The following is a 19,554-nucleotide window of genomic DNA, read 5'->3' as shown; positions in this document are numbered from 1 at the left end:
ATGATTACACCGGCATTATCCGGTTTTGCGTATTTAATTCGTTTGTATTGCTTCACATATAGCTCTCCAGGCTGATATTCCAAGATTTCGGTGATCTCTTCACCCATTTTTTTACAGCCGGTAATATCAACCTGTGGTTCAATAACAATTTCCTCCCTGCGCAACGATTCCGGTAGTTTCATTCTGCCTGGATGCTGCACCGGTTTATTCTCTATTGCAACTGTATTACGTGTATAGCTGATCTTTTGAGTAGATGTGATGGTTCCACTAGCAACAGCGTCGGCTGATATATCCAATGATAATTGCGGGTTGTTTTTGTCTGCAGGCACAAAGCGTTCATGGCGAGAGCCGAAGATCATTTTTTGCAACTGGTGCAATTGTTGCTCCAGCGCAACTATTCTTAGTTGCGATTGTTCATACAGCGTTTTATAATCTGGAGATGAAGTGCTTTGCATAGCCTGCTTGCAGATAAGCCTAAGTTCGGCTTTACAGAAGGGCTATACAACAATAGTTATTCACTATTTGCTTTTTTATGTTGATATCTTTTACGGTATTTAATCTCTTTTAAAGAGATACCCTGCAGTATAAAATGTAGCTGGTTGGAGGTAAGTTGCATGCTCCTGGCATCCAGGTCAAAAGCAGGCACTTCAAAAGCTCCTTTTTCCAGACGCCGGTAGAAAATGGTGAACCCACCCTGTTCATATACCAGCATCTTCAAGTGAGTCCGCGGTTTATTGATAAATATAAAAGCATCGCCGTTTGTTACCAGTCGTCCCAATTCATTAGTTATTATCCCGCACAGCTGGTTAAACCCTTTACGCATATCGGTTTCTTTGCGGTATAGATGATAGGACCTGTGATCACCAAGTAAAATCAAACTGCTCATGCTAACAACTCTTTAAGATAAGCAGCACTCACCGGCTGGTATATCTTTATGCTACCCACTTCGGCAAACAATGTACAAGCGGATGGAACAATTTCAACAGGCGCAAAACCTGTCTTTCCAGCTGCTCCAGTATCTTTTGTGTATTTCTTCTTCCAATGATAGAATGTGCCATCATCTATATGTAGACCTGCACAGAACGATTTTACACTTAGGCCACTTTGAGCATGCTCCATTAATAACCGCTTAATTTCCTGCTTACTTCTAAAAACCTTGGCCTTCTTGGTGATACTATTTGATTCCATATCCTACTTTTAAAGAACTAAGCTAACATTCGATTATCACTTTAAAAAGATGTACTTGGCCGCATGGATACGTTTTAACAGGCAAATTAATATTTTGGAAAACGTCAAAACTTATATTCCACATGTTATAGCGTGACACAGATCAGGCTTCAGTCAAAATGCTGCAAAATGTCCCACCTGCAGCATAAAATATATCACCCTATATAACCTTTAGTCTTACAAATGATATTATTCTGCTATTTCGGAAGATTATAAATTGTTGGAGGATAGCGGGGTGAACTTTCCTATAAAATGGGTTACAAGGCCCTTTTTTAGTAGTAGTCCCCGCAAGAAAAAATCCTCAAACTGTCGGATCAAATAATAGCTAGAACCTTTTATAAAATGCTTTTATAGTTTTAGCTATCTTTTCGGCCATCAGGGGGGGGACAGCATTGCCTATCTGTTTGAAAGCAGCAGTTCTGTTCATTCCTTCTTTTACTCCTTCAAAATAGAAATCATCCGGAAAAGACTGCAGCCGTGCAGCTTCACGGACACTTAATGATCGGTTTTGATCTATATCAGGATGAATATAATAGTGACCATCCTTGGCAATATGGGCAACGACTGTATGAGAAAAATTAAGATCTTCCGCCACCACCTTGAAGCGGTCAATAAACGAGTTCCTGTTTTTATGGGTTTTTAAATTATCCGGTAAATCATTGTAGTTCAGCCGCTCACCTTCCTTGTTCCATTTACTTACGGCTATTTTGTAAATCTTTTTATCCTGCTCGGTATGAGGCCTTGTAATGTGCTGTGTCAGTATATCTACTCCGTTCCTGATAGATGCAACTTTCAGGTATTTGCTTGGTTTTGAATGATACCTGCTGTATCTGTCTATACCTTCACCTGCATTTATTTTCGGAAGGTCTGTAAAGATGTCTTTTACTTTATATTCACCGGTACTCCTTACAGCCTCCAGATCAGGTAGATCCGGTTTCAGATCTTCCCTCCATCCTATAATAACTACACGTCTGCGGTGCTGTAATACATCGAAATTATTGGCCTCAAGATTGTGTAGTTTAATCTCATAACCTTTCTTTTTAAAAAGTTGACGCATTTTTTCCAGGTACTTTCCTCCATTTGCAGAGTGCAGGCCCATTACATTTTCAAAAACAAAATATTTGGGCGTGTATTCCTCAAGAAAATTTGCATACTCAACAAACAGGAAATTTCTTGGATCATTTTTCATCCCGTCCACTGATCTGGCTCTTCCTACCAGTGAATAAGCCTGGCACGGAGGGCCGCCAATGATCAGATCTATTTTCTGACCACCGGGCTGCTGTCTGATTTCTTTATGGATCCGCGGATTGAATTCTTTGCCTATAGGAAGATTGATAACGCCTGAAAGTATATGGCCGGGTATATGACTGTATAATTCTGCCCGCGTCAGTTGCTTTTGCAGGTACGCGAAATAAATATCCTCTTTTCCCTCCGTCTTCAGATAATGATAAGCAGCCCTAGTCCGCAGTGTATAGCAGGCAGCAGTATCCATCTCCACATGCGCAACAGGATTAAATCCGGCCCGGATAAAACCTTCTGACAAGCCACCCGCACCGGCAAATAAGTCAATAAAATTCATAGCAGATCAGGTTACAATTTTGCCAGGCAATTTAGCAAGAATTTTATCAATGTTATCATTTTTTAATTCACATTCCCAGATAATGATCACTTTCCACCCGTCTTTCAGCAATTCTGCGGCAGCCCTTTCATCATTTTCAATATTTTTAATTATTTTATTTAGCCACCAAGCTGTTCTGGTTTTAGGCACAACGAAATACCGGCAGTGTTTATGTCCATGCCAAAAACATCCATGTACAAAAATTACAGTTTTATATTTAGGCAGCACTATATCCGGTTTACCTGGCATTTCCTTGGTATGCAGGCGGAAACGGAACCCGTTTGCATGCAGAAACTTCCGGACCAGCATCTCGGGCTTTGTGTTCTTACCCTTAATCCGGCTCATGTTATAGCTTCTGGTATTCTTATCATGCACATCTGCCATCTCTGAAAATTCAAACTGTTACTTAAGCCACACTATATATGTGTATAGCAATGTTTTACAACCAATAAATCCTGAAAGCGAACCGTAATTTACTTCATCTACTGTAAATGATACACCTTTTCTCCTGCCACATATCTATCAATGAGGGAAGAAACAGTGTCAAGACGGTCGCTTGCAGCTTTTAATCCGATCAGATAATCCAGAAATTCCTTACTTCCATGATATATATTGGTACACGTTACTGAGTAATCGTTATCATAAAAAACCTTCATTACATCCAGGTCTGGGTGCTGATATTTCAGGTTATATCCGGCGGATGCAACGGCATGCCTTTCCTTATTCTTCTTCAGTGAATCCCAGAAAGCGTCGTGCCTGTTTTTAGCACTTCCATGATGCGGAAGCTGAGCGACATACAGATACTTATCCCGTAATACCTTGTGGGCCTGTTCAGCCAGCAGCCGTTCCATCGAAACGGTTTCAGTATCGGCGGTAAGCAAAAAATACTTTTCTCCACGTACTAGGCAAAACATGGTTGAAAGATAGTTGGCAGACTCACTTGCTTTCTTTTTATTTTTATCCGGCTCGTATTTAACACCCTTCATATAATATTCTGCTTCAGTCTGACCGGGAGAAATACACCTCAGTTCAATATCTTCTGACAGCTGTTCAGTCCATTTTTCCGAAATGAACTCAATTTTTCTGATATGCCCCGCGGTCCTGAGTTCGTCAATCCGGGTAACCAGTTTCTGAAGATCTTCCATTTCAGCTGACTCAACCTCCACCCATTTCAGATATCTGTAAAAGTCCCGCCCGAGAATAAATAACGTATGCCCGAAACTTTTTATGGTAATATTATTTTTCTCAACAAAATCAAAGAGCTCATTCATTCCAGAATAGTGATCTGAATGGGGATGAGATAAAATGAGAAATTCTATTTCTTTGTAGCCCGATGCTTCAATATGGTCTTTCACCGGATTTTTTCCGGATTTCTTGTTACAGTCTATAATAGCTACTTTGTCCTTTCCGCAATCATTCCATTCAAGCATAATCGAGTCGCCCTGACCAACATCTTTAAACGTTACTTTCATACTATTCAGGTTTGAAAAATGCGGATTGTTCAAGGCCTTTGAAATAATCAGGGGTTTTAAATAATGCTGACCGGTCTTCCAAGTCCTCCATAATATCTATCAGTCTGGCACCTGGCTTTGTATAAATGATGATTTTTACAAAGCGGCCAGGTTTCAGATTATCGACCCGGGAGAGTAGTTCACGGTCAAACTTCCGTACCTGAAATACCGGTTTCTCCAGACCAATGTTACAGTTAACAAGCACTCCGTCTTTTTCAACCTCCAGAATTTCGCCGAAGAAATTCTCCTGGGTTATCTGTTCGAGATTGGGAATATGGCCCGTTACTTCTTTAACCTTGGCTTTAAGCTTGTCAACATCCGTATATCTGTTTTTCTGCCACCGTTCAACATTCTTGGGTTTCAAAGAAAATTGATCAAGAATCGGAAGTAGTTTATCTGTTTCATCTGTATCTTTTGACCACACAACCAGTTCATATTCGGTATTTTTAGGTATTATCTTTTCTACCCAGTTTGCAGACATCTCAGGAACAAAATCTTTCTGGTAATAAAGATCGAGAAACAGGAGTTTTACAGTATCTAACGGTGCGTCGGGAAATACAGCCAGATGCGGGGTAGCGTTAAAAAAGATACTGCCTGCTTTCATTTCACGGACAGCCTCGTCAAGTTTAATAATCTGATCTTCCATATCATCTACAAATGCGACTCGTGGCCCAATGGTCATGATATAAATTTTATTAAGGTTTGTTGAATATCAATTCGACTATAGCCCCCGAAAAACGGGAATCAACATCAGCTTCCTGATTGTTTGTGTAAATTTTCAGTTTGCCATACTTCATCATGATGGTATCAACCAGATACATTCCCAATCCGATACCTCCGTCGCGCCGGGTAAAAAAAGGTGTTACAATCTGTTCCGGTGTATTTTTAAAACCAGGACCATTATCTGCAACAAAAATACTAACCTTACCATTCTTCTTAACCGCCTTAAACAGAATAGCTTTGTCCGTTCGGTTTACAGTGTCCAGCCAGTAAAGGCTGTTTTCCAGTAAATTCAGGAATATTGTCAGCAGAAAACGGCTGTCGCACTGAACGGTAGTAACATCCGCATCAATCTCTGCCCTGCAAGTGACATCCCTCATTCTGAATTTCAGATCATAGTTCCTGGTTGCCTGTTGTATGGTTTTGGCAACGTCTACAGCACTTGTTCCGGCCTGTTTCAGAATAGTTAGAATGCCGTTTACATAGCTACCCAGTTCAACAATCTGATTTCTTATTTTGTAAACATTCAGTGGTACTGTGTTTACAGTTTCGTCCATCCGCGGAACCAGCTTTTCAATTTCATGAAGGGCAACAGAAGCGGTAAGGCCAATGCCGGCAGGCAACAAAAGCGTTTCCTTTGTTTTTTCATAGTCTGCTTCCATACCCTCAGCCACATCCAGCAATTTTTGTTTCTTTTCCGGATCCGGAATTTCTGTATCGTTTATTAAGCTGGTAAGATTTTCGTAACCCGTGTAAAACGATTGCCTTTCATTAACTTTTTCATGATAATCCCTCCATTTCTTTCGGTCTGTGTATCTTTCAATACGAAACTGATTCAATACAAAAGTTATGGCCAGCACCAGGAAATCGAAGCTTTCATTACTGATAAACCCCTCGCGGTTCGTTTTTTCTATCAACGATCCCGAAGACTCGGCATCGAGATAAACCATGCCTATATTCTGGTTGTTTGACATCCAGGTTTTGTTATTTACGCGCCTGTTGTCAAGCCCAAGCCAGTCCTTGCCGGTTTCGCCATAGTCATAAACACGCAGATCGTCTTTAAATATTTTTACTCCATGATGATCTTTAAGCGTTTTCCTGACAACATCTAAACTATAGCTGGTGTCACGCAAAGATTCTGAATCAAGATCAAATGAATAGAATTCTATCAGCAGGCTGCCAAATGGCAAAGGTGCTGCTAATCTTTCGGCTGCCATGCCGAGGGCGGTTTCCTCTTCAATACCTTTTGATTTATAAAAATCAGAAAGCGGCCCCCGCATTTCTGCTCTCACATTACGGTCGTATTCCGGATTTCCAGCTATTTTTCTTTTCGGTATATCATCATTATTAAAAAGCGAAAACTCGTATTCGAAAAAAAAGTTGTAATCTTTATCAAGTATAGCTGTTAACTTATACGGAGCCTGATTAAGGACTTCGGTAATATCCGGAAAACCCTCCAGCCAGTTATTATTAAACTCCAGTGATATCTGAAATTTACCAAGATCATTCTTTGGCGACACCATTGAAATGGTTTGCCTTTTCAATGACCGCGCCATGCCGCGCGTCCAGGTTTCTTTAAGCGCTGAAATTTCAATTTTGGTACCGCAGCTTTCTCTGAAATAGAAACTGTTCCGGTCTGTATTCCTGGTCCATTGTATGTTTACATCCGAAAGATATTTCGACTGGGTAAACGCGAGCCAGTTTATTTCCAAGTCCAATTCATAATCCAACAGTTCTTTTTTAATGAACCGTCCATCATTATCGAATATACATCTGGCCGGCCGGGTTTTCAGCCTGATTATACTTCCTAGCTTATGAACGGCAAAACGTCCCACCCCCTTCTCTCCCATTGGAACCCGCCCGTATATCGGACTTCTTACAACAGTTCTTCTGCCATTTTCATCAAAGGGTTTCCGATAAGCTGTTCCAGGTTCCAGCCATACATTTTTCAACACATCATCTGTTAAACCAAGCCCCGAGTCAATGATTACAATGTTTGCTTTGTCAAGCTCAGTTATATGATTAAAACTAACGTTCACCTCCTTCGCATCAGCATCGTAGCTGTTTTTAATCAGCTCATAAATAGCCATCACCGGATCGCGGATGAGTTCCTCGCCAAGCAGCGTTAAGATGTGCGCCTTTGGCCGGAAGTAGTGCTTATGCGTGGTAAATTGCGTTGATTCAGGAATAGCTTCCTCATCAAGCGGTATTTCCGGTTCCGAATCGGTAGCTGTAATAGTTTCTCCTCCGGGGGTAATCAAAGCGTTGACATCTTTCGGGGTTAGGCCAAATTCATTAAGAAACCGGTTCTTATCTGCCTCACTGTTGAAAACATATCCTTTATAACTTAATGTATCCCATTTAACCAGTATCACCAGGTCCCCGCTCTCGAAAGACCGGCCCAACCGGGTCATCCGGTATTCCCCACGGGTACCCACACCGTAATACTTCAATCGACAATCCGGCGCGCGCATGCCATCGAACCATTCCACCACAGCAATTTCTTCCCGGTTCTGACCTTTGACACCTGGCGTATCGAAAATGAGACCAACCGCTTTTTTAGATATATAAAGCCCGGCCTGATTGGCACCGGTTTCTCCTGCTTCGTTTGGACTTACAAATTTGCAGAAACTGCACACGCCGGTTCTGACAGCACTTATACAGGCTATTAACTGATCTGTCATGTGATTGTTTTAACTTTGGAATGGTTAAAAATATCAAAATGTAACCGGAATTCGGATCAATTTGCGCTAAACCCTAATTTCTCAGCCTCTTTCAATATTCTTAATGCATTCTTAGCCTGTTTGGGACTCAGGCCGGTATTACGGCTGGCCAGTACGCCGAGATTATAGGAAAGCTTTCTGTCAAAGGGCGTAAAGTTGTTGTTTTCTTTTGCCCATTTAGCAATTCTGAACCAGGTTTCACTGTCAATTTTTCGTGCTTCTTCAATTAACTTTATTTCCTGAGGAGAGATATCAGAACTATTCCCGCCATTATCTGCGTATTTACCGCTTTCCGGAAGGATTTCATCGATAAACGGGTTAATATCAATAAATTTATCCTTCAGGGTTGTCCAGCAGTCCGTTCTTTTACACCATTCACTAATGTTCATTCCTGGTTTTGAAGGCGTATTAATATGCTTCCATACAAAATCAATAAGCGAGGTAATGGTGTTGTTCAGTGCTTCCCCGATGGACTGGTCTTCCCATATTTTGTCAAGATTCAGCCTTTTATTTGTTTTATAGGATAGCAGGGAGAGTATATAGGAAACCATATTGGATTTATAGCCGCCCAGATCCCGCTTTGCAACCAGTTTATCTATTTCCCTGAAAAGAATTGCTTTGGCTATCAGTCTCTGATAATAAGTTTTGTTTACGTCGATATGCTGGCTGGCTAGCTCCTTGCTGAAAGCCTTAAAATTGTTTTCTGCACCTTTTCCCACCTCAAAAGGGCGTTGCCACCAGCTCATTTCGTATTTGGCCAGATCGGTTTTTGAAAACTTCTGCTTTTTTGGATATTCACTGTCAAAAGCTTTCATTTCCTTAAGTGACATTCTGGACCTTTCGTCAAGAAACTGCCCTCTGGCTCTTTCATAATACCATTTATTAGTCGCCTTTCCGCCTGTTTTTGCAGGCACCCATTCCCTACGGGAGAGATTTTCAATGGCCACATGATAGTCACTGTTGGAGCTGAAGTCAGAGTCTTTGATTATAGTCTGGGTATTTGCATATTTTGAGATTTTAGGAACGACCTCCTGCATATCATCCGGCCTGATCACAACAGAAACCTTCATCTGTACAAATACCTTTGATAAATTGCTGTCCTTCTCGGTGGAAGTGGCATAAATGGAGGCTGTTGTCTGACCACCATTGACTATCTGCCAGTTCTCAATACGTGTTATATAGGAAACCTGCTCCTCATACTCTATATGTACTCTTTCTGCTGTAGTGGAAATGCCGTTATTATAGGCAAAGAACATGTCCGGTGAATTCCGGATGGTTTCACGGATTCCCTGATTCACCTTCGCTTTAAACTGTAAAAACGTTCTTACATTCTTCTCCAGCAGGCCCTGTCTGTATTTTCCATAAATCTTGGCAAGGATTTCTCCTGGAATGATTGCCAGATAGACCTCCACTTTTTCACTTACCTTGTCCATCCGCAGACATTGTATTCTATGTTTGTAGTCGTTCACAAAGTCTATCTCAATCTTCTGTTTTCCTGCCCGTATTATGTATTGCTGATACACTCTCTCAATATCCCAGAGCTGAAAATCTATATAAATTCCTTCTTTCTCCACCGCATCAGGGACTGTATCAACGGATGCCTGGCCGTTCGTTAAAACAAAAACCCTTACGGTTTTTATTTCATTCCTTGATTGTTCTATAATCTGAATCAGATCAAAAACCGTTATATCAGATTCATCAATTTTTGAGGACAGCTTCCCCTCCCATGCCTGCCAGAAGAAATTTTCGCCCTTCTGAAAAGCATCGGTTACCTCTTTATCCGAGACCCTGGTAAGCCGTTGTTCACTTTTAAAAATTGTTACAAAAAGATCAACCGCCTCGTTCTCTTCATCATAATTCCAGGCGTTGATCTTTATGCCCCGCGACTTGTAATGACATAACTCGTGAGCAATTACCTCGCCCGAATCAACCGAGTATTCGAGTATGTCATTGGTAATGGCATCTTCCTGGGATATGCCTTCTGCTTCAACTGTAATAAGCGCTCCCCCGAGGAAGTCAATGGCAAATTCTGTTAGTTCCATATTATATATAAGTTAAAATATCAGTTTTAATTTCATATGGGGTGCATGCGGCAACTGCTACCGAATATTCCAGATCTCCGACCCCATCGGGCAGATGCCTGCCAAGCAGTCTTGGAAATCCTTCTGTTATTTCGAAAAACCTCATTTCTGATAAAGAAAATCCCGTTGTATATTTTTCCGCATCAGCTTCCAGGTAACCATATTTAGTGAGTTTCAGCTGAAAATGGTAAGTGGCCAAGGGATCCTCACTTATCTGTAAGTATATGTCATGAATAAGTTCCGGTAAGGTTTTGCCGGGCATGTTCTGGTGAAGATTCAAAGAAAAAAGCGAAAGATAGAGATGCTCAAGTCCTGTGTTATCAAGTTGCTTTTCAGAAGAAACATTGAACTTTTTGTGTTGTTTACCGGATGTTGTCTTCAGTTCAACCGCTTTATTTAATATCTGAAAATCATGATTGGTAACATCAGGAGCTGTCCAGTAACGGATGGATTCAGCAAACGGATATTTCCGGAACAGGTAATCTTTCAGAAAAAACAACTCCCCCACAAGCCCCTTCTGAACTTCTGGAGAAAGCAATTCACTCTCCTGTTTTTCAAAGAACAATTCCCACTCATACAGTGTATTTATTACAGCGGGAGATAAGTCCCGTTTATGCTTAAGGCTGATTATTCTGTCACACAGATCGGATATAACCAGTTCAAAAATGTTACCGGCGCTAAGTATTGATTGTGTAAATGTCAGGAATAACGCATTTCTGATACTGGCAATAGAGGTTACAGTCGTTGTTATTTTAAGACCTTTCAGGTTGGGCAGATTATCAATTGTAATATCATTTTCATTTTCGATTCTCACATATAACAACCTGATATTTTTATGGACATCTGTTGCCAGAAAGACATCAAATACGCCGTTGCCAGGTATACGTCGTGCCATCTGCGGCGTTGCAGCGTTTTTCCCCGATGCTGCGTTAATGGAATCCCAGATAGCTTTATAGTCAATCTTCATAGTTTGCCAGTTCGAGTTCTTCATAAACACTGTTAACATTATACGTAGACTCTTTCAGGCCATTATTGTTGGGCCAGCTGATGGCAAACCCGAATGGCATTTTCTCAAATGTCAATAGTCCGGGTTGGCTTTCATCAGTCTCTTTGTAATTTTCAATTATTAAAGGGTAGATAGTAATCAATGGCCTGTTGAACCTCGGCGCCATTTGCCTCAGCTCTCCGCTTGTTGCTGTTGGCTTTACCTCAAAATCTATCTTTTCATCTTCAGGATCTACCAGCTTTTTGATATATAACTTATTGTTTTTGATTGGCTCCTTAACTGACCGGGTAAAAGGTTTAATCTTTAATCCGGATATTGTAATATAAGAATCATCATCAGATACTCTTTTTAATGATCCCAACGCCACATTCCAGATATCGAGTATGTCATTGGTATTGTTTCCTTTTTTCTGTTCCTCTATAAATTCAACAATCCTTCCGGTATTGGAAGCGGGCGCTCCTTTATAGGATATGTATTCTTTAAGGAAAGCAATAACTAGATCCCGGGGTATTCCGGTCCACAGGTAAGTACTTTTTTCTGTTTTATAGGCAAATGAACCCAGAAGAGAACTGATAAATGATTCAACCGCATTATAATTCTTTATCAGAATTGATCTTTCTTCCGATAGTGTATGGGTTTCTGTTAATTTTCCTTTATAGCTTAATGGCAAATCCACAGAATGCCTCATTTTCATTGCACTGGTAGCCATCATATCCGGATGCGATAACACCCTCAATCCAAAATCCATCGGAGTGGATTTGTGTCTGCTCATTTCCAGAAACTCCTTTTTCAGCATTTCGAAAGCAGTTGAGATGTGCCGGTACCAGCTGAACAGGTCGTTTGTTGTATAAATTCTGCACAGGTCTTCAAAACCAATTCTGTAGCCAAACCAACGTCCCATCTGCATGAGCGTATCATACAGCGTACTTGCCCTCGTAAAATAGCTTACAGTCAATCCTTCAAGCGTCAGCCCCCTGGAGAGTTTATCACCACCGATAGCAATAATACTCAGGCCGGAAGTTTCTTTACTTTTATAATCAAGGATATCACCGGCACTGCCGTTAATAATGTGAGGCCGTCTTTCCATTTTTAGCACGGCAGGCTCCAGGTTTACTTTTACTTCCTCCCATGTATTCGGGGCGCCCTGCATCTGAGCCGTGATTCTTACATAGTCACGTTCAAAAAGCGTCCGGAATTCTTCCAGCACATCCGGGTCATTATTAATAATCCCGTGGCGTAAACGATTAAATTCTTCTTCAACGTACACACCGATGGTATTCTGAATTTCATTTAATCGGGTACAATGAATCAGCATGGTATTATGTTTGTTCCCCTGTTGCCGCAGTCTCCTTATGGCAGAACTGATAATAAAGGACCTGACAGCCTCTTTCATTGAATCCGGCATACGGTCCGGTCTTCCGGTTGAACGTTGCCCCGGCGGCATTGCGGTGGAGCCGGAAAGAGGTGCGTCCGTTACAGATATGTGAATCGGCAACCCTCTTTCTGTATCACTGTCATTCAGACCAAACACACGTACCGGACCAAAATAACTGGAAGGAGCTTCCATTGAAATTATAAAAGAAGAAGGAAATAAATCCTTCCCATACTTTGAATGGTCAGTCTCGGGGTGAATAAATATGTTGGCAAAAGGAGTAGCGGTATATCCTACATAAGACTTCTGATTAAACAGATTGAGCAGTTCCCTGATTTTTCCGTTGATGGCTGTAGGATCCAGTTCACCGTTATCATTTTTGGGCGCCCTCGTATTGGGAGTCGCCTGGTCTGCTTCATCATCGATTAAAAGCAGGGGAAGATTATTTATAACCGGTTCACGACCTTCGGGGTGCAGCACATATTCATCTCCCAGGGTATCCAGGCATTCACGAAAATATCTGATAAGATTACCAAGCACAGAAACATTCTTTTTTATAATCAGGATCATTGGCCTGTCGGAACCTGGCTGAATACCACCTACCTGATAAGCAAAGCTTCTGGAGAAATCACCGCGGTCATCCTGCGTTGTGAATGTATCGACATTAATATACCCTTCGCCCGGCAGCGTAGCCACGCCAATTTTTTTTACCTGTGCCTGATCGCTGGTATCCCTTCCTATCACCTCTTCATCTATTCTCATCTGGGTCTGGCTTCTGAGGTTTTTATGTAACCCGCTCAGCACAACTATAACCCTGTATCCGGCGTCGATGGATTTATTAATCAATCCGGTGAAATTGGCGGTTTTACCTGATTGTACATATCCTACAACCAACCCTCTTCTGTCAAATGGCCTGTTTTTCACGGTGGGATCTTCCAGTCTTTCCAGAATATCATCAGTAATCTCATCAAGCCGGTCTGCAGTAACTGACGACCAGCCTTTTATATTGATCAGGTATTTTTTGTACCGCTTCCAGAACCTGAACCGGATCTCATCTGATGCAATTTTTTCGCGGTACCACGGGATGTGATTTTCGTAGTCGGTAAGCGAGCTGTAATCGCCGGCCTCAATCCCCTGATTAATAATTACTTCATACTGAAGTTCAGACATAAGCAGGTCTTTGATATCCTGCTTTGAACCAAACACCATATTGGGGTGGATAATTGCGGTATATTCAAGCCCGGCAATAACAGTATCTATAGCAGATTCTATGGCCTGCCCGTAAGGCTTCGAATCCTTAAACAACTCATACATATCTTTGACGATGCTTTTTATGTTATTATATGGCCGGCTCATCTTACATTAATTTAATGGTTGAAAACAATCCAGTTTTTTTAGCTTTTCTATGGCTTCATTTTCAGGCATTCCGTTATCTGTCAACGCGCAGAGCGCATTATGATAAATTTCTTTCAGGTCATCTTTTGAATCTTCAAAAAAATCCTTCATAATGACTGACGGATCTGCAAAATCTGATACTATGAGGTTAACAGGTAAAGTCTCCCCTATCAGTGTCATATAATCGTTGAATACAGTTGCATTATCCTGGAGATACTCCGCTATGAGTTTATACAGGGGATGTGCCTTATTGGGCTCATAATATTTTTTTCCCTGCTTTTGTTTTGCCATCCACAGATAAGTGATTTCCTTTTGCCCGCTTTTCCGCTTTAAATAGGCGCCCCTGTGTGTGTATACCTTAACAGCTTTCTCGATGGAGGCCATGCAGATTCTTTTAACCCTTTTGCGGATGTTATCAGGAATTTTTGCAGATGCTTTTTTTACATCTATCTGCCACTCCTGATCCAGCGTATTGGGAATATCAATTCTTATTCTGCAAAGGCGCTGATTTTCCTTTTTTTTGAATTCAAGGTCAAGCCATGAACCATCGGAAATCAACCGCTTATTTCTGTAAAGAAAGATGCCCTGATGTTCAGTCCATCCTCTTATAATTTCCAGGTTTCTGCGGTCCTTTTCCTGTAATTTTGATTCATGAGGAAGAATAAAAGGCTGAATCTGAATGTGTTGGCCTTTGATGGACAAATGTTCCTCTGCCAGCTCCGTGGATGGATACGCGGGAGAAATATGGAAGGGATTGATTGGTTCTATCTCATCTCCCAGAACAGATATTAAGATAAGCCTGTTTTCAATATACCGGTGAAAGATCAACCCGAGATGCCTGCGGACATTTTCAAATTTTCGGTAAAAATGCTCTTTGTCAGCATTACTTTCCATTGATTCCACCAACCGGTCAAGTTTCTCCCACAAAATGATTGTCCCTGATCCGGTCATGGTGAATTCACCAGTATTAGTTTCAGAAGTTTTATCGGCATATGTACGAAGAAGTACCCAATCCTGTTCTTTGGCTACCAGGTCCAGATCCCAGCAACGTATGAACTCTTTTCCTGACTGATCCCTGGTTTTTACTGTCAGGCGCCTGCACTGGGAAAACGAGGCTGTTTTCAATCCCAGACCGAACCGCCCTAAATCCTCCTCATTTCTTTTAATAAGGGGGTTCACACTACCGACTTTCATGGCATTTAACAATTCCTTTTCATTCATACCGGTACCATCATCCTCTATTCTTACGAATGACGAATATTGATCAATCCCGTAGTTGATTTTTACCTGATTTGCTTTTGCCGTAATACAGTTATCAATCAGATCGGCGATTGCAGTTTCAATGGAATATCCAAATGATCTTGCAGACTGAAGCAGGCTCCCGGGATCAGGTCTTACAATGTCATACTGTTCGGCATGGCCGTTTACTTTCATTTTAAGTAAAAGGGGTTTAGATTATAGTGCTTTAGGGTTTCGGATTATCAGCGCTTTAAGTTATAAATAATTTGCCCAATATGAAAGCATAAAGGGCTTGACATAAATCAAGTTTTGTTCAATTTAAGTAACCCTACATTACATGCGAAGCCTGAACGGGGAACGACACAGCCTGACCAAATAATATTATACGTTAGCATAATATGTTCCCTTGTTATGAAAACAATTTCATTGCATTTTATAGTTATTTCAAAGTAACAGTTATGAGCATTTGAAAACTAAAACCTTCATTTTAAAAAATGTAGTCATTTCCGTTTTTACAGTGTTAAACTGTATTGAAATAAAAAAGTTAGGCCGAACCGCAAAGTAACTACCGGATTTAGTTTTCTTTTGAGCCAGCATAATACTGATCGAGTTAATTTTTATAACTTTAAATAAAACCGTTATATGTGAAGATTCAATTTGAGGTGTATGGGATACTTCCTAACAGGTGAGCACACCTGGATATTAACATCTAAAGATCAATTTTATTGTTTAACATGAGAAGTTCCTCCAGCTTGTTTGGCATTTTCGTGGCCTTTGCCCGTATCATTTACACTACACTACTACAGCCGGCTTGCGTTAGGTACCTGCTTTATTTAGTCTAACGGCGTTTATTTTGTTTGTAAATTCTTGCCCATCGTGGAAGTAGGTACTAGCGAACAGGAAAAGTTGGCAATGCAAGTAGAAAAAAACATACTAGTGTAAACGCAGACAGTTCCAGGCGCCTACGCTTATTATTATATATTGCGTCAGCTCTAGAATAAGTAACACACCGTTACTTCCTGCCAATGAGCAATCGGTAGCACTCCTTAATAAGCTCGATGGCTCAGACAAAGACAAATTAAACAGAACCACTCCACGTTGTATAGACTATCCAGTCTTTCGGCTAAACAGCGTGCTGAAATGCTTAAAGGAGTTGAAAATGCAAAGGTTTCTTTTCAAGGACACAGCAAACGTCGGCTTTTCCATCATCCTGGGAACTTGAAATGAAATTGAGACAATAATTTGAACTTAAATTCTCGTATTATTCTCAACATACGGAAATGCTTTTAGCAACGCATGTATTCTTTCAATATCAACGGACGTTTGCTGCCTGTAGGTAAACGTGCGCTTCTTACAAAAATTAAATAAACCCTGTATTTCGCTCTTGAAAGTGCTACAAAACCAGGTTAACGATACGTCCAAAACCCACCGTCTTCCAACCAAAGAAAATAACAGTATGATACTCCAGGTCCTTTGCTCTTATACGAGGTCATGACCGGAATTACATTTATTTGCCAATCAGCGCTTCCAACGCGCTAAGCATACTACCATTAGTCATAAGCTTATTCGATACGTCGGCTTTGCCAAAATCCTGGATGCACTTGAAATGAAATTGAGACAATAATTTGAACCTAATTCTCGTATTATTCTCTGATTTTCAAATTTCTAATACTCAGGAACTTGTGGTAATTTCAGGGTATGGAAGGTGGAAAAGATATTGGCATTCTGTTTCCAAAGTATGCATTTTGGCAATTCAAAAGTTTCGCTCGATGAGCTGCTTTTCGCAAGCTGCCAGCATGAATTGGATGTGCGCCTACAACTGCTTTAATAACACCTCTATATCTGACCATAAAAAATAAATTTTTCCCTTCATTTTCTTTAGCTTAAGTTTTCCGCATTTGACCCATTCATAAATCGTTGTACGACTTACGTTGCTAAATAGTTGCCGCATTTCCTTCATGTCATAGAGCGGTTTGTATTGAATGTCATTCCTATCTTGATCTTTCGGACTTTTTTGAGGCAGTTTATTGTATGCAATGAGGGACTGCAGCTCTTCCCGAACTATGCTTCGTACCTGCGCCCAAAATTTGTCCGTCTCAATAGAAATTAATATAGGTGTTTCAGAACTACCCATCACTTTCAAATTCACTGTACAAAAATTTGTTATTCCTAATGAAGGCGCTTTGAATCCGGCGGAGCAGACGTCTAACAATCTCGTAACTGCTACTTTAGAGTAAGGCTAGCCTAATTGATTTTGATCGGGTACACCGAACTGCCCGATACTGGGTTATACGAAGGGAGGTACTGTATGAAGCCATAGCGATGCAATTCCTGAATATACTTGTGATAAGTGTTTGATGCAGAAATTTTTGCCAGGCGCATCAAATCCCTGCTATATACAGAAATCGGCAGCTTATATTCCTGTAGTTTATATTGATGCAGGATAGCCACATAAAGACTAATATGTACGGGACCGATCCGGGGATCTTCAGCCGCCGCCCTTAAAAATTCGATCAAAAGCGTGTTAACGTCTTTTAAGTATTCTTTGTACTCTTTCATAATCTTGTAATTAAGTTTGATCATATCCATGACCAAAAGTGTTATCCAGTGTGTTGTCCTACATCTTGATGCGGTGCCTTGGTTTTGAAATTCTGTCAATAAGTATTTCTTTGTGCTTTGACCAAAGATGCTTCGGCTTCCTTCGCCTTATTAAAATCAGGGAAATCACTCTCAAGGCCCTTCCTTTATTGCCATCCTTATTCTACGAAGGTGTGAGGATGTTTTATATAGGGAACGCCGTTTTTGATCTGCTCCGCCAATTTAGCAGTAAAGGCATCTGCCTTACCAACTTTCTTAAATTCACTGGCTATATATTCAGCGGGAGTTATCATACATATAATTTTAATTATCACTTAATCATTTTCACGCTCCAGCCCCTGGACAATACGCCTTCGGCTACTGCAACCTACGGCGGTGCTTATGCTTTGTTTCTTTGGCAGGCGTTTCTGCTTTCGAGGTCATATGATTTTTCTTTTCATTCTCACAGAAGGCGTACTCAGGCCGGATAGAGGGGCGCTCGCGGTTTAGCTGTTGTTCCTGATACTGCGCCTTGAGAATTTCATGAGCCTGCGAAATTTTAATGTCGGCAGGAAATGAGCTTTTAGGGTAAAGATCATGGGCAGCTTCGATAGCGGCAATGAAGTCCGGCTTGGCTATGGTATTCAACGGAACATGGTTGTTCCAAAGTTGCGCGGCCAGGATCGTTCCTTGTTCATTCCGGGATAGTAGTCGTAAATCCAATTCGATAGCCTCCGAATTCTTAAAGCCGTTGATTAACTTCTCTTGGCTTTCAGCTATACTGTAATACCAATCTGCATTTTTCATCCGGTGGTCCAGCTCCCGGGTGTCAACACCATTGATCTGCCGGTGGGCGATCGGCGTATGATGAAGTAAGGTTACATCATAACCGGGGAAATCGAAACTGGAGCCCTGATTTATAAAATGTAGTTTGATACCGAGCTTATCGCCGCCGCTTTCAGTTTCTAAAGAAAGGTTAAACCGGTCGGTATCCTTTTGAATGTTGCTTTCTAATGCGGACCGAACATCCCTCTCAAGACCAATAGCATTTACTTGCTGCTGAAGCCGTTCTACGGTAAGGGCAAGCCCTACCCTGTTTTCAATCACAGGTGCAGTTTGCCTGAGCTGTTCTAACTTATGATCCATATTCTTGTGATTTAAAGAGGAAAAAAATTTCAATGGAGGACTTTTGCAGGCGATCACCCCAGAATCCGCTTGATGCAGTAGTGGAAAGTGCCGGCCAGAGTAGTAGTCCTGAACCCGTTATTGCAAGTTGGGAAGTACCTGGGCACGAACAATTTTGCGGTGGTTCACTCTCAGCCTTAAATGGCGCCCACCATTTTTTTCCATGATCTCGATAGCCAGGTACTTGGCGTCAGGTAAGGTGAACTTTTGCAAAGCGAATGACACGATGCTGCGACTCATGCCTTCTACCGATGTCGTATTGCCTGCAACATGAAGTGGTTTCACCTCTAATTCCTGATTGGCGGTACGTTTACTTTTCTTTTTGTCGCGGATGTAAAACCGGATAAAATCAACATCATAGTTAATGGTAGACTGGTTAAAAAGAAGCAACTGATAAAAAATGACATTATCCTTTATATAGATACCATCCACCCGTGCCATTACATCCCAACTCGCATCTGCAATACCACGCATGGTGCGGTGGTTATCCAGGATGCCCTTGCAATACGCTTCCAGATCCTGCGGTTTCAGGAGCTCACCCTGAAATGTGATGTCCGCATTGTTAGCAGCAGCGCAGGCGGACAGCCGGTGGACCAGCATGGAGGGACTCGGGTCATATACCACCTTAAAAGAGTAAAGTCGTCCATCAGCTGTTACCACCGTCAGGTTTGTTTCTTTAAAGTCAGCCTGACCCGCTTTCACGAGCAGCAGGTTTTCGGCCTCCTTTACCTGCTGGGCAAGCACATCCGGCGTGCCCAGGTCCACATGGCGGATAGCGGCCGGGAATAGCAGACTGGTCGTCTTGTCAGTGGTAATTCCCATGCGTAAGGCCACCGGTTGGGATAATGCAAACAAAGAAATCGAACACACAAAAATCAACATCACGAATTGTTTCATATA

General features: G+C 41.4%; 17 protein-coding genes. All 17 read right to left on the bottom strand.

Annotation, left to right across the window (positions count from 1 at the left end; all coding sequences use genetic code 11):
- The coding region (locus JT717_RS26830; protein ID WP_205514364.1) for an IS66 family transposase at nucleotides 1-455 on the bottom strand (455 nt) is incomplete at its 3' end.
- Nucleotides 456-511: 56 nt separating this feature from the next.
- Nucleotides 512-886 carry an IS66 family insertion sequence element accessory protein TnpB gene (gene tnpB, locus JT717_RS26825; protein WP_205514363.1) on the bottom strand — a complete coding sequence of 125 codons (375 nt, stop codon included), beginning with the start codon at nucleotides 884-886 and terminating at the stop codon, nucleotides 512-514.
- Nucleotides 883-1,188 (bottom strand): IS66 family insertion sequence element accessory protein TnpA, encoded by a 306-nt coding sequence (tnpA, locus tag JT717_RS26820; RefSeq protein WP_205514362.1) that lies wholly within the window; start codon nucleotides 1,186-1,188, stop codon nucleotides 883-885. The genes tnpB and tnpA overlap by 4 nt, the downstream gene beginning before the upstream one ends.
- A gap of 364 nt (nucleotides 1,189-1,552) precedes the next feature.
- A complete protein-coding gene (locus JT717_RS26815) occupies nucleotides 1,553-2,806 on the bottom strand; it encodes a DNA cytosine methyltransferase (protein WP_205514361.1) in 1,254 nt (417 codons plus the stop codon).
- Nucleotides 2,807-2,812: 6 nt separating this feature from the next.
- A complete protein-coding gene (locus JT717_RS26810) occupies nucleotides 2,813-3,229 on the bottom strand; it encodes a very short patch repair endonuclease (protein WP_205514360.1) in 417 nt (138 codons plus the stop codon).
- A 98-nt stretch (nucleotides 3,230-3,327) separates the two neighbouring features.
- Nucleotides 3,328-4,317, bottom strand: a complete 990-nt coding sequence (locus JT717_RS26805) for a ComEC/Rec2 family competence protein (protein ID WP_205514359.1) — start codon at nucleotides 4,315-4,317, stop codon at nucleotides 3,328-3,330.
- 1 nt (nucleotide 4,318) lies between these two features.
- Nucleotides 4,319-5,038, bottom strand: coding sequence for a hypothetical protein (locus tag JT717_RS26800; RefSeq protein WP_205514358.1), 720 nt, complete (start codon nucleotides 5,036-5,038; stop codon nucleotides 4,319-4,321).
- Nucleotides 5,039-5,051: 13 nt separating this feature from the next.
- Complete coding sequence (locus tag JT717_RS26795; RefSeq protein WP_205514357.1) at nucleotides 5,052-7,760, bottom strand: ATP-binding protein; 2,709 nt, start codon at nucleotides 7,758-7,760, stop codon at nucleotides 5,052-5,054.
- A gap of 56 nt (nucleotides 7,761-7,816) precedes the next feature.
- A complete protein-coding gene (locus JT717_RS26790) occupies nucleotides 7,817-9,841 on the bottom strand; it encodes an AIPR family protein (protein WP_205514356.1) in 2,025 nt (674 codons plus the stop codon).
- A 1-nt stretch (nucleotide 9,842) separates the two neighbouring features.
- On the bottom strand, nucleotides 9,843-10,847 hold the full coding sequence (locus JT717_RS26785) for a PD-(D/E)XK motif protein (RefSeq protein ID WP_205514355.1): 1,005 nt from the start codon (nucleotides 10,845-10,847) through the stop codon (nucleotides 9,843-9,845).
- Nucleotides 10,837-13,614: a Z1 domain-containing protein gene (locus JT717_RS26780; protein WP_205514353.1), complete on the bottom strand. Its 2,778-nt coding sequence runs from the start codon at nucleotides 13,612-13,614 to the stop codon at nucleotides 10,837-10,839. Before JT717_RS26780 ends, JT717_RS26785 begins: the two co-directional genes overlap by 11 nt.
- Nucleotides 13,615-13,620: 6 nt before the next feature.
- Nucleotides 13,621-15,087, bottom strand: a complete 1,467-nt coding sequence (locus tag JT717_RS26775; protein WP_205514351.1) for an ATP-binding protein — start codon at nucleotides 15,085-15,087, stop codon at nucleotides 13,621-13,623.
- Nucleotides 15,088-16,705: 1,618 nt separating this feature from the next.
- On the bottom strand, nucleotides 16,706-17,041 hold the full coding sequence (locus tag JT717_RS26770; protein WP_205514350.1) for a DNA-binding protein: 336 nt from the start codon (nucleotides 17,039-17,041) through the stop codon (nucleotides 16,706-16,708).
- Between the two features lie 95 nt (nucleotides 17,042-17,136).
- Entirely contained in the window at nucleotides 17,137-17,481 is a 345-nt protein-coding gene (locus JT717_RS26765; RefSeq protein ID WP_205514348.1) for a hypothetical protein, read from the bottom strand.
- A gap of 167 nt (nucleotides 17,482-17,648) precedes the next feature.
- Nucleotides 17,649-17,783: a hypothetical protein gene (locus JT717_RS28705; RefSeq protein ID WP_255553058.1), complete on the bottom strand. Its 135-nt coding sequence runs from the start codon at nucleotides 17,781-17,783 to the stop codon at nucleotides 17,649-17,651.
- 64 nt (nucleotides 17,784-17,847) lie between these two features.
- Nucleotides 17,848-18,615 carry a hypothetical protein gene (locus JT717_RS26760; RefSeq protein WP_205514347.1) on the bottom strand — a complete coding sequence of 256 codons (768 nt, stop codon included), beginning with the start codon at nucleotides 18,613-18,615 and terminating at the stop codon, nucleotides 17,848-17,850.
- Between the two features lie 117 nt (nucleotides 18,616-18,732).
- Nucleotides 18,733-19,551, bottom strand: a complete 819-nt coding sequence (traN, locus tag JT717_RS26755) for a conjugative transposon protein TraN (protein ID WP_205514346.1) — start codon at nucleotides 19,549-19,551, stop codon at nucleotides 18,733-18,735.
- Nucleotides 19,552-19,554: the final 3 nt, after the last annotated feature.

Origin of the sequence: Longitalea arenae (genome assembly GCF_016924755.1) — a bacterium.
Classification (GTDB): domain Bacteria; phylum Bacteroidota; class Bacteroidia; order Chitinophagales; family Chitinophagaceae; genus Niastella; species Niastella arenae.
Note: the sequence above shows the minus strand (reverse complement) of the source record. Positions and strands in the feature narration are given on the sequence as shown.

What these genes read in the sequence shown, in the direction of transcription:
- tnpB (WP_205514363.1), bottom strand. Translation starts at nt 886, where the DNA reads ATGAGCAGTTTGATTTTACTTGGTGATCACAGGTCCTATCATCTATAC.
- tnpA (WP_205514362.1), bottom strand. Translation starts at nt 1,188, where the DNA reads ATGGAATCAAATAGTATCACCAAGAAGGCCAAGGTTTTTAGAAGTAAG.
- JT717_RS26815 (WP_205514361.1), bottom strand. Translation starts at nt 2,806, where the DNA reads ATGAATTTTATTGACTTATTTGCCGGTGCGGGTGGCTTGTCAGAAGGT.
- JT717_RS26810 (WP_205514360.1), bottom strand. Translation starts at nt 3,229, where the DNA reads ATGGCAGATGTGCATGATAAGAATACCAGAAGCTATAACATGAGCCGG.
- JT717_RS26805 (WP_205514359.1), bottom strand. Translation starts at nt 4,317, where the DNA reads ATGAAAGTAACGTTTAAAGATGTTGGTCAGGGCGACTCGATTATGCTT.
- JT717_RS26800 (WP_205514358.1), bottom strand. Translation starts at nt 5,038, where the DNA reads ATGACCATTGGGCCACGAGTCGCATTTGTAGATGATATGGAAGATCAG.
- JT717_RS26795 (WP_205514357.1), bottom strand. Translation starts at nt 7,760, where the DNA reads ATGACAGATCAGTTAATAGCCTGTATAAGTGCTGTCAGAACCGGCGTG.
- JT717_RS26790 (WP_205514356.1), bottom strand. Translation starts at nt 9,841, where the DNA reads ATGGAACTAACAGAATTTGCCATTGACTTCCTCGGGGGAGCGCTTATT.
- JT717_RS26785 (WP_205514355.1), bottom strand. Translation starts at nt 10,847, where the DNA reads ATGAAGATTGACTATAAAGCTATCTGGGATTCCATTAACGCAGCATCG.
- JT717_RS26780 (WP_205514353.1), bottom strand. Translation starts at nt 13,614, where the DNA reads ATGAGCCGGCCATATAATAACATAAAAAGCATCGTCAAAGATATGTAT.
- JT717_RS26775 (WP_205514351.1), bottom strand. Translation starts at nt 15,087, where the DNA reads ATGAAAGTAAACGGCCATGCCGAACAGTATGACATTGTAAGACCTGAT.
- JT717_RS26765 (WP_205514348.1), bottom strand. Translation starts at nt 17,481, where the DNA reads ATGGATATGATCAAACTTAATTACAAGATTATGAAAGAGTACAAAGAA.
- JT717_RS28705 (WP_255553058.1), bottom strand. Translation starts at nt 17,783, where the DNA reads ATGATAACTCCCGCTGAATATATAGCCAGTGAATTTAAGAAAGTTGGT.
- JT717_RS26760 (WP_205514347.1), bottom strand. Translation starts at nt 18,615, where the DNA reads ATGGATCATAAGTTAGAACAGCTCAGGCAAACTGCACCTGTGATTGAA.
- traN (WP_205514346.1), bottom strand. Translation starts at nt 19,551, where the DNA reads ATGAAACAATTCGTGATGTTGATTTTTGTGTGTTCGATTTCTTTGTTT.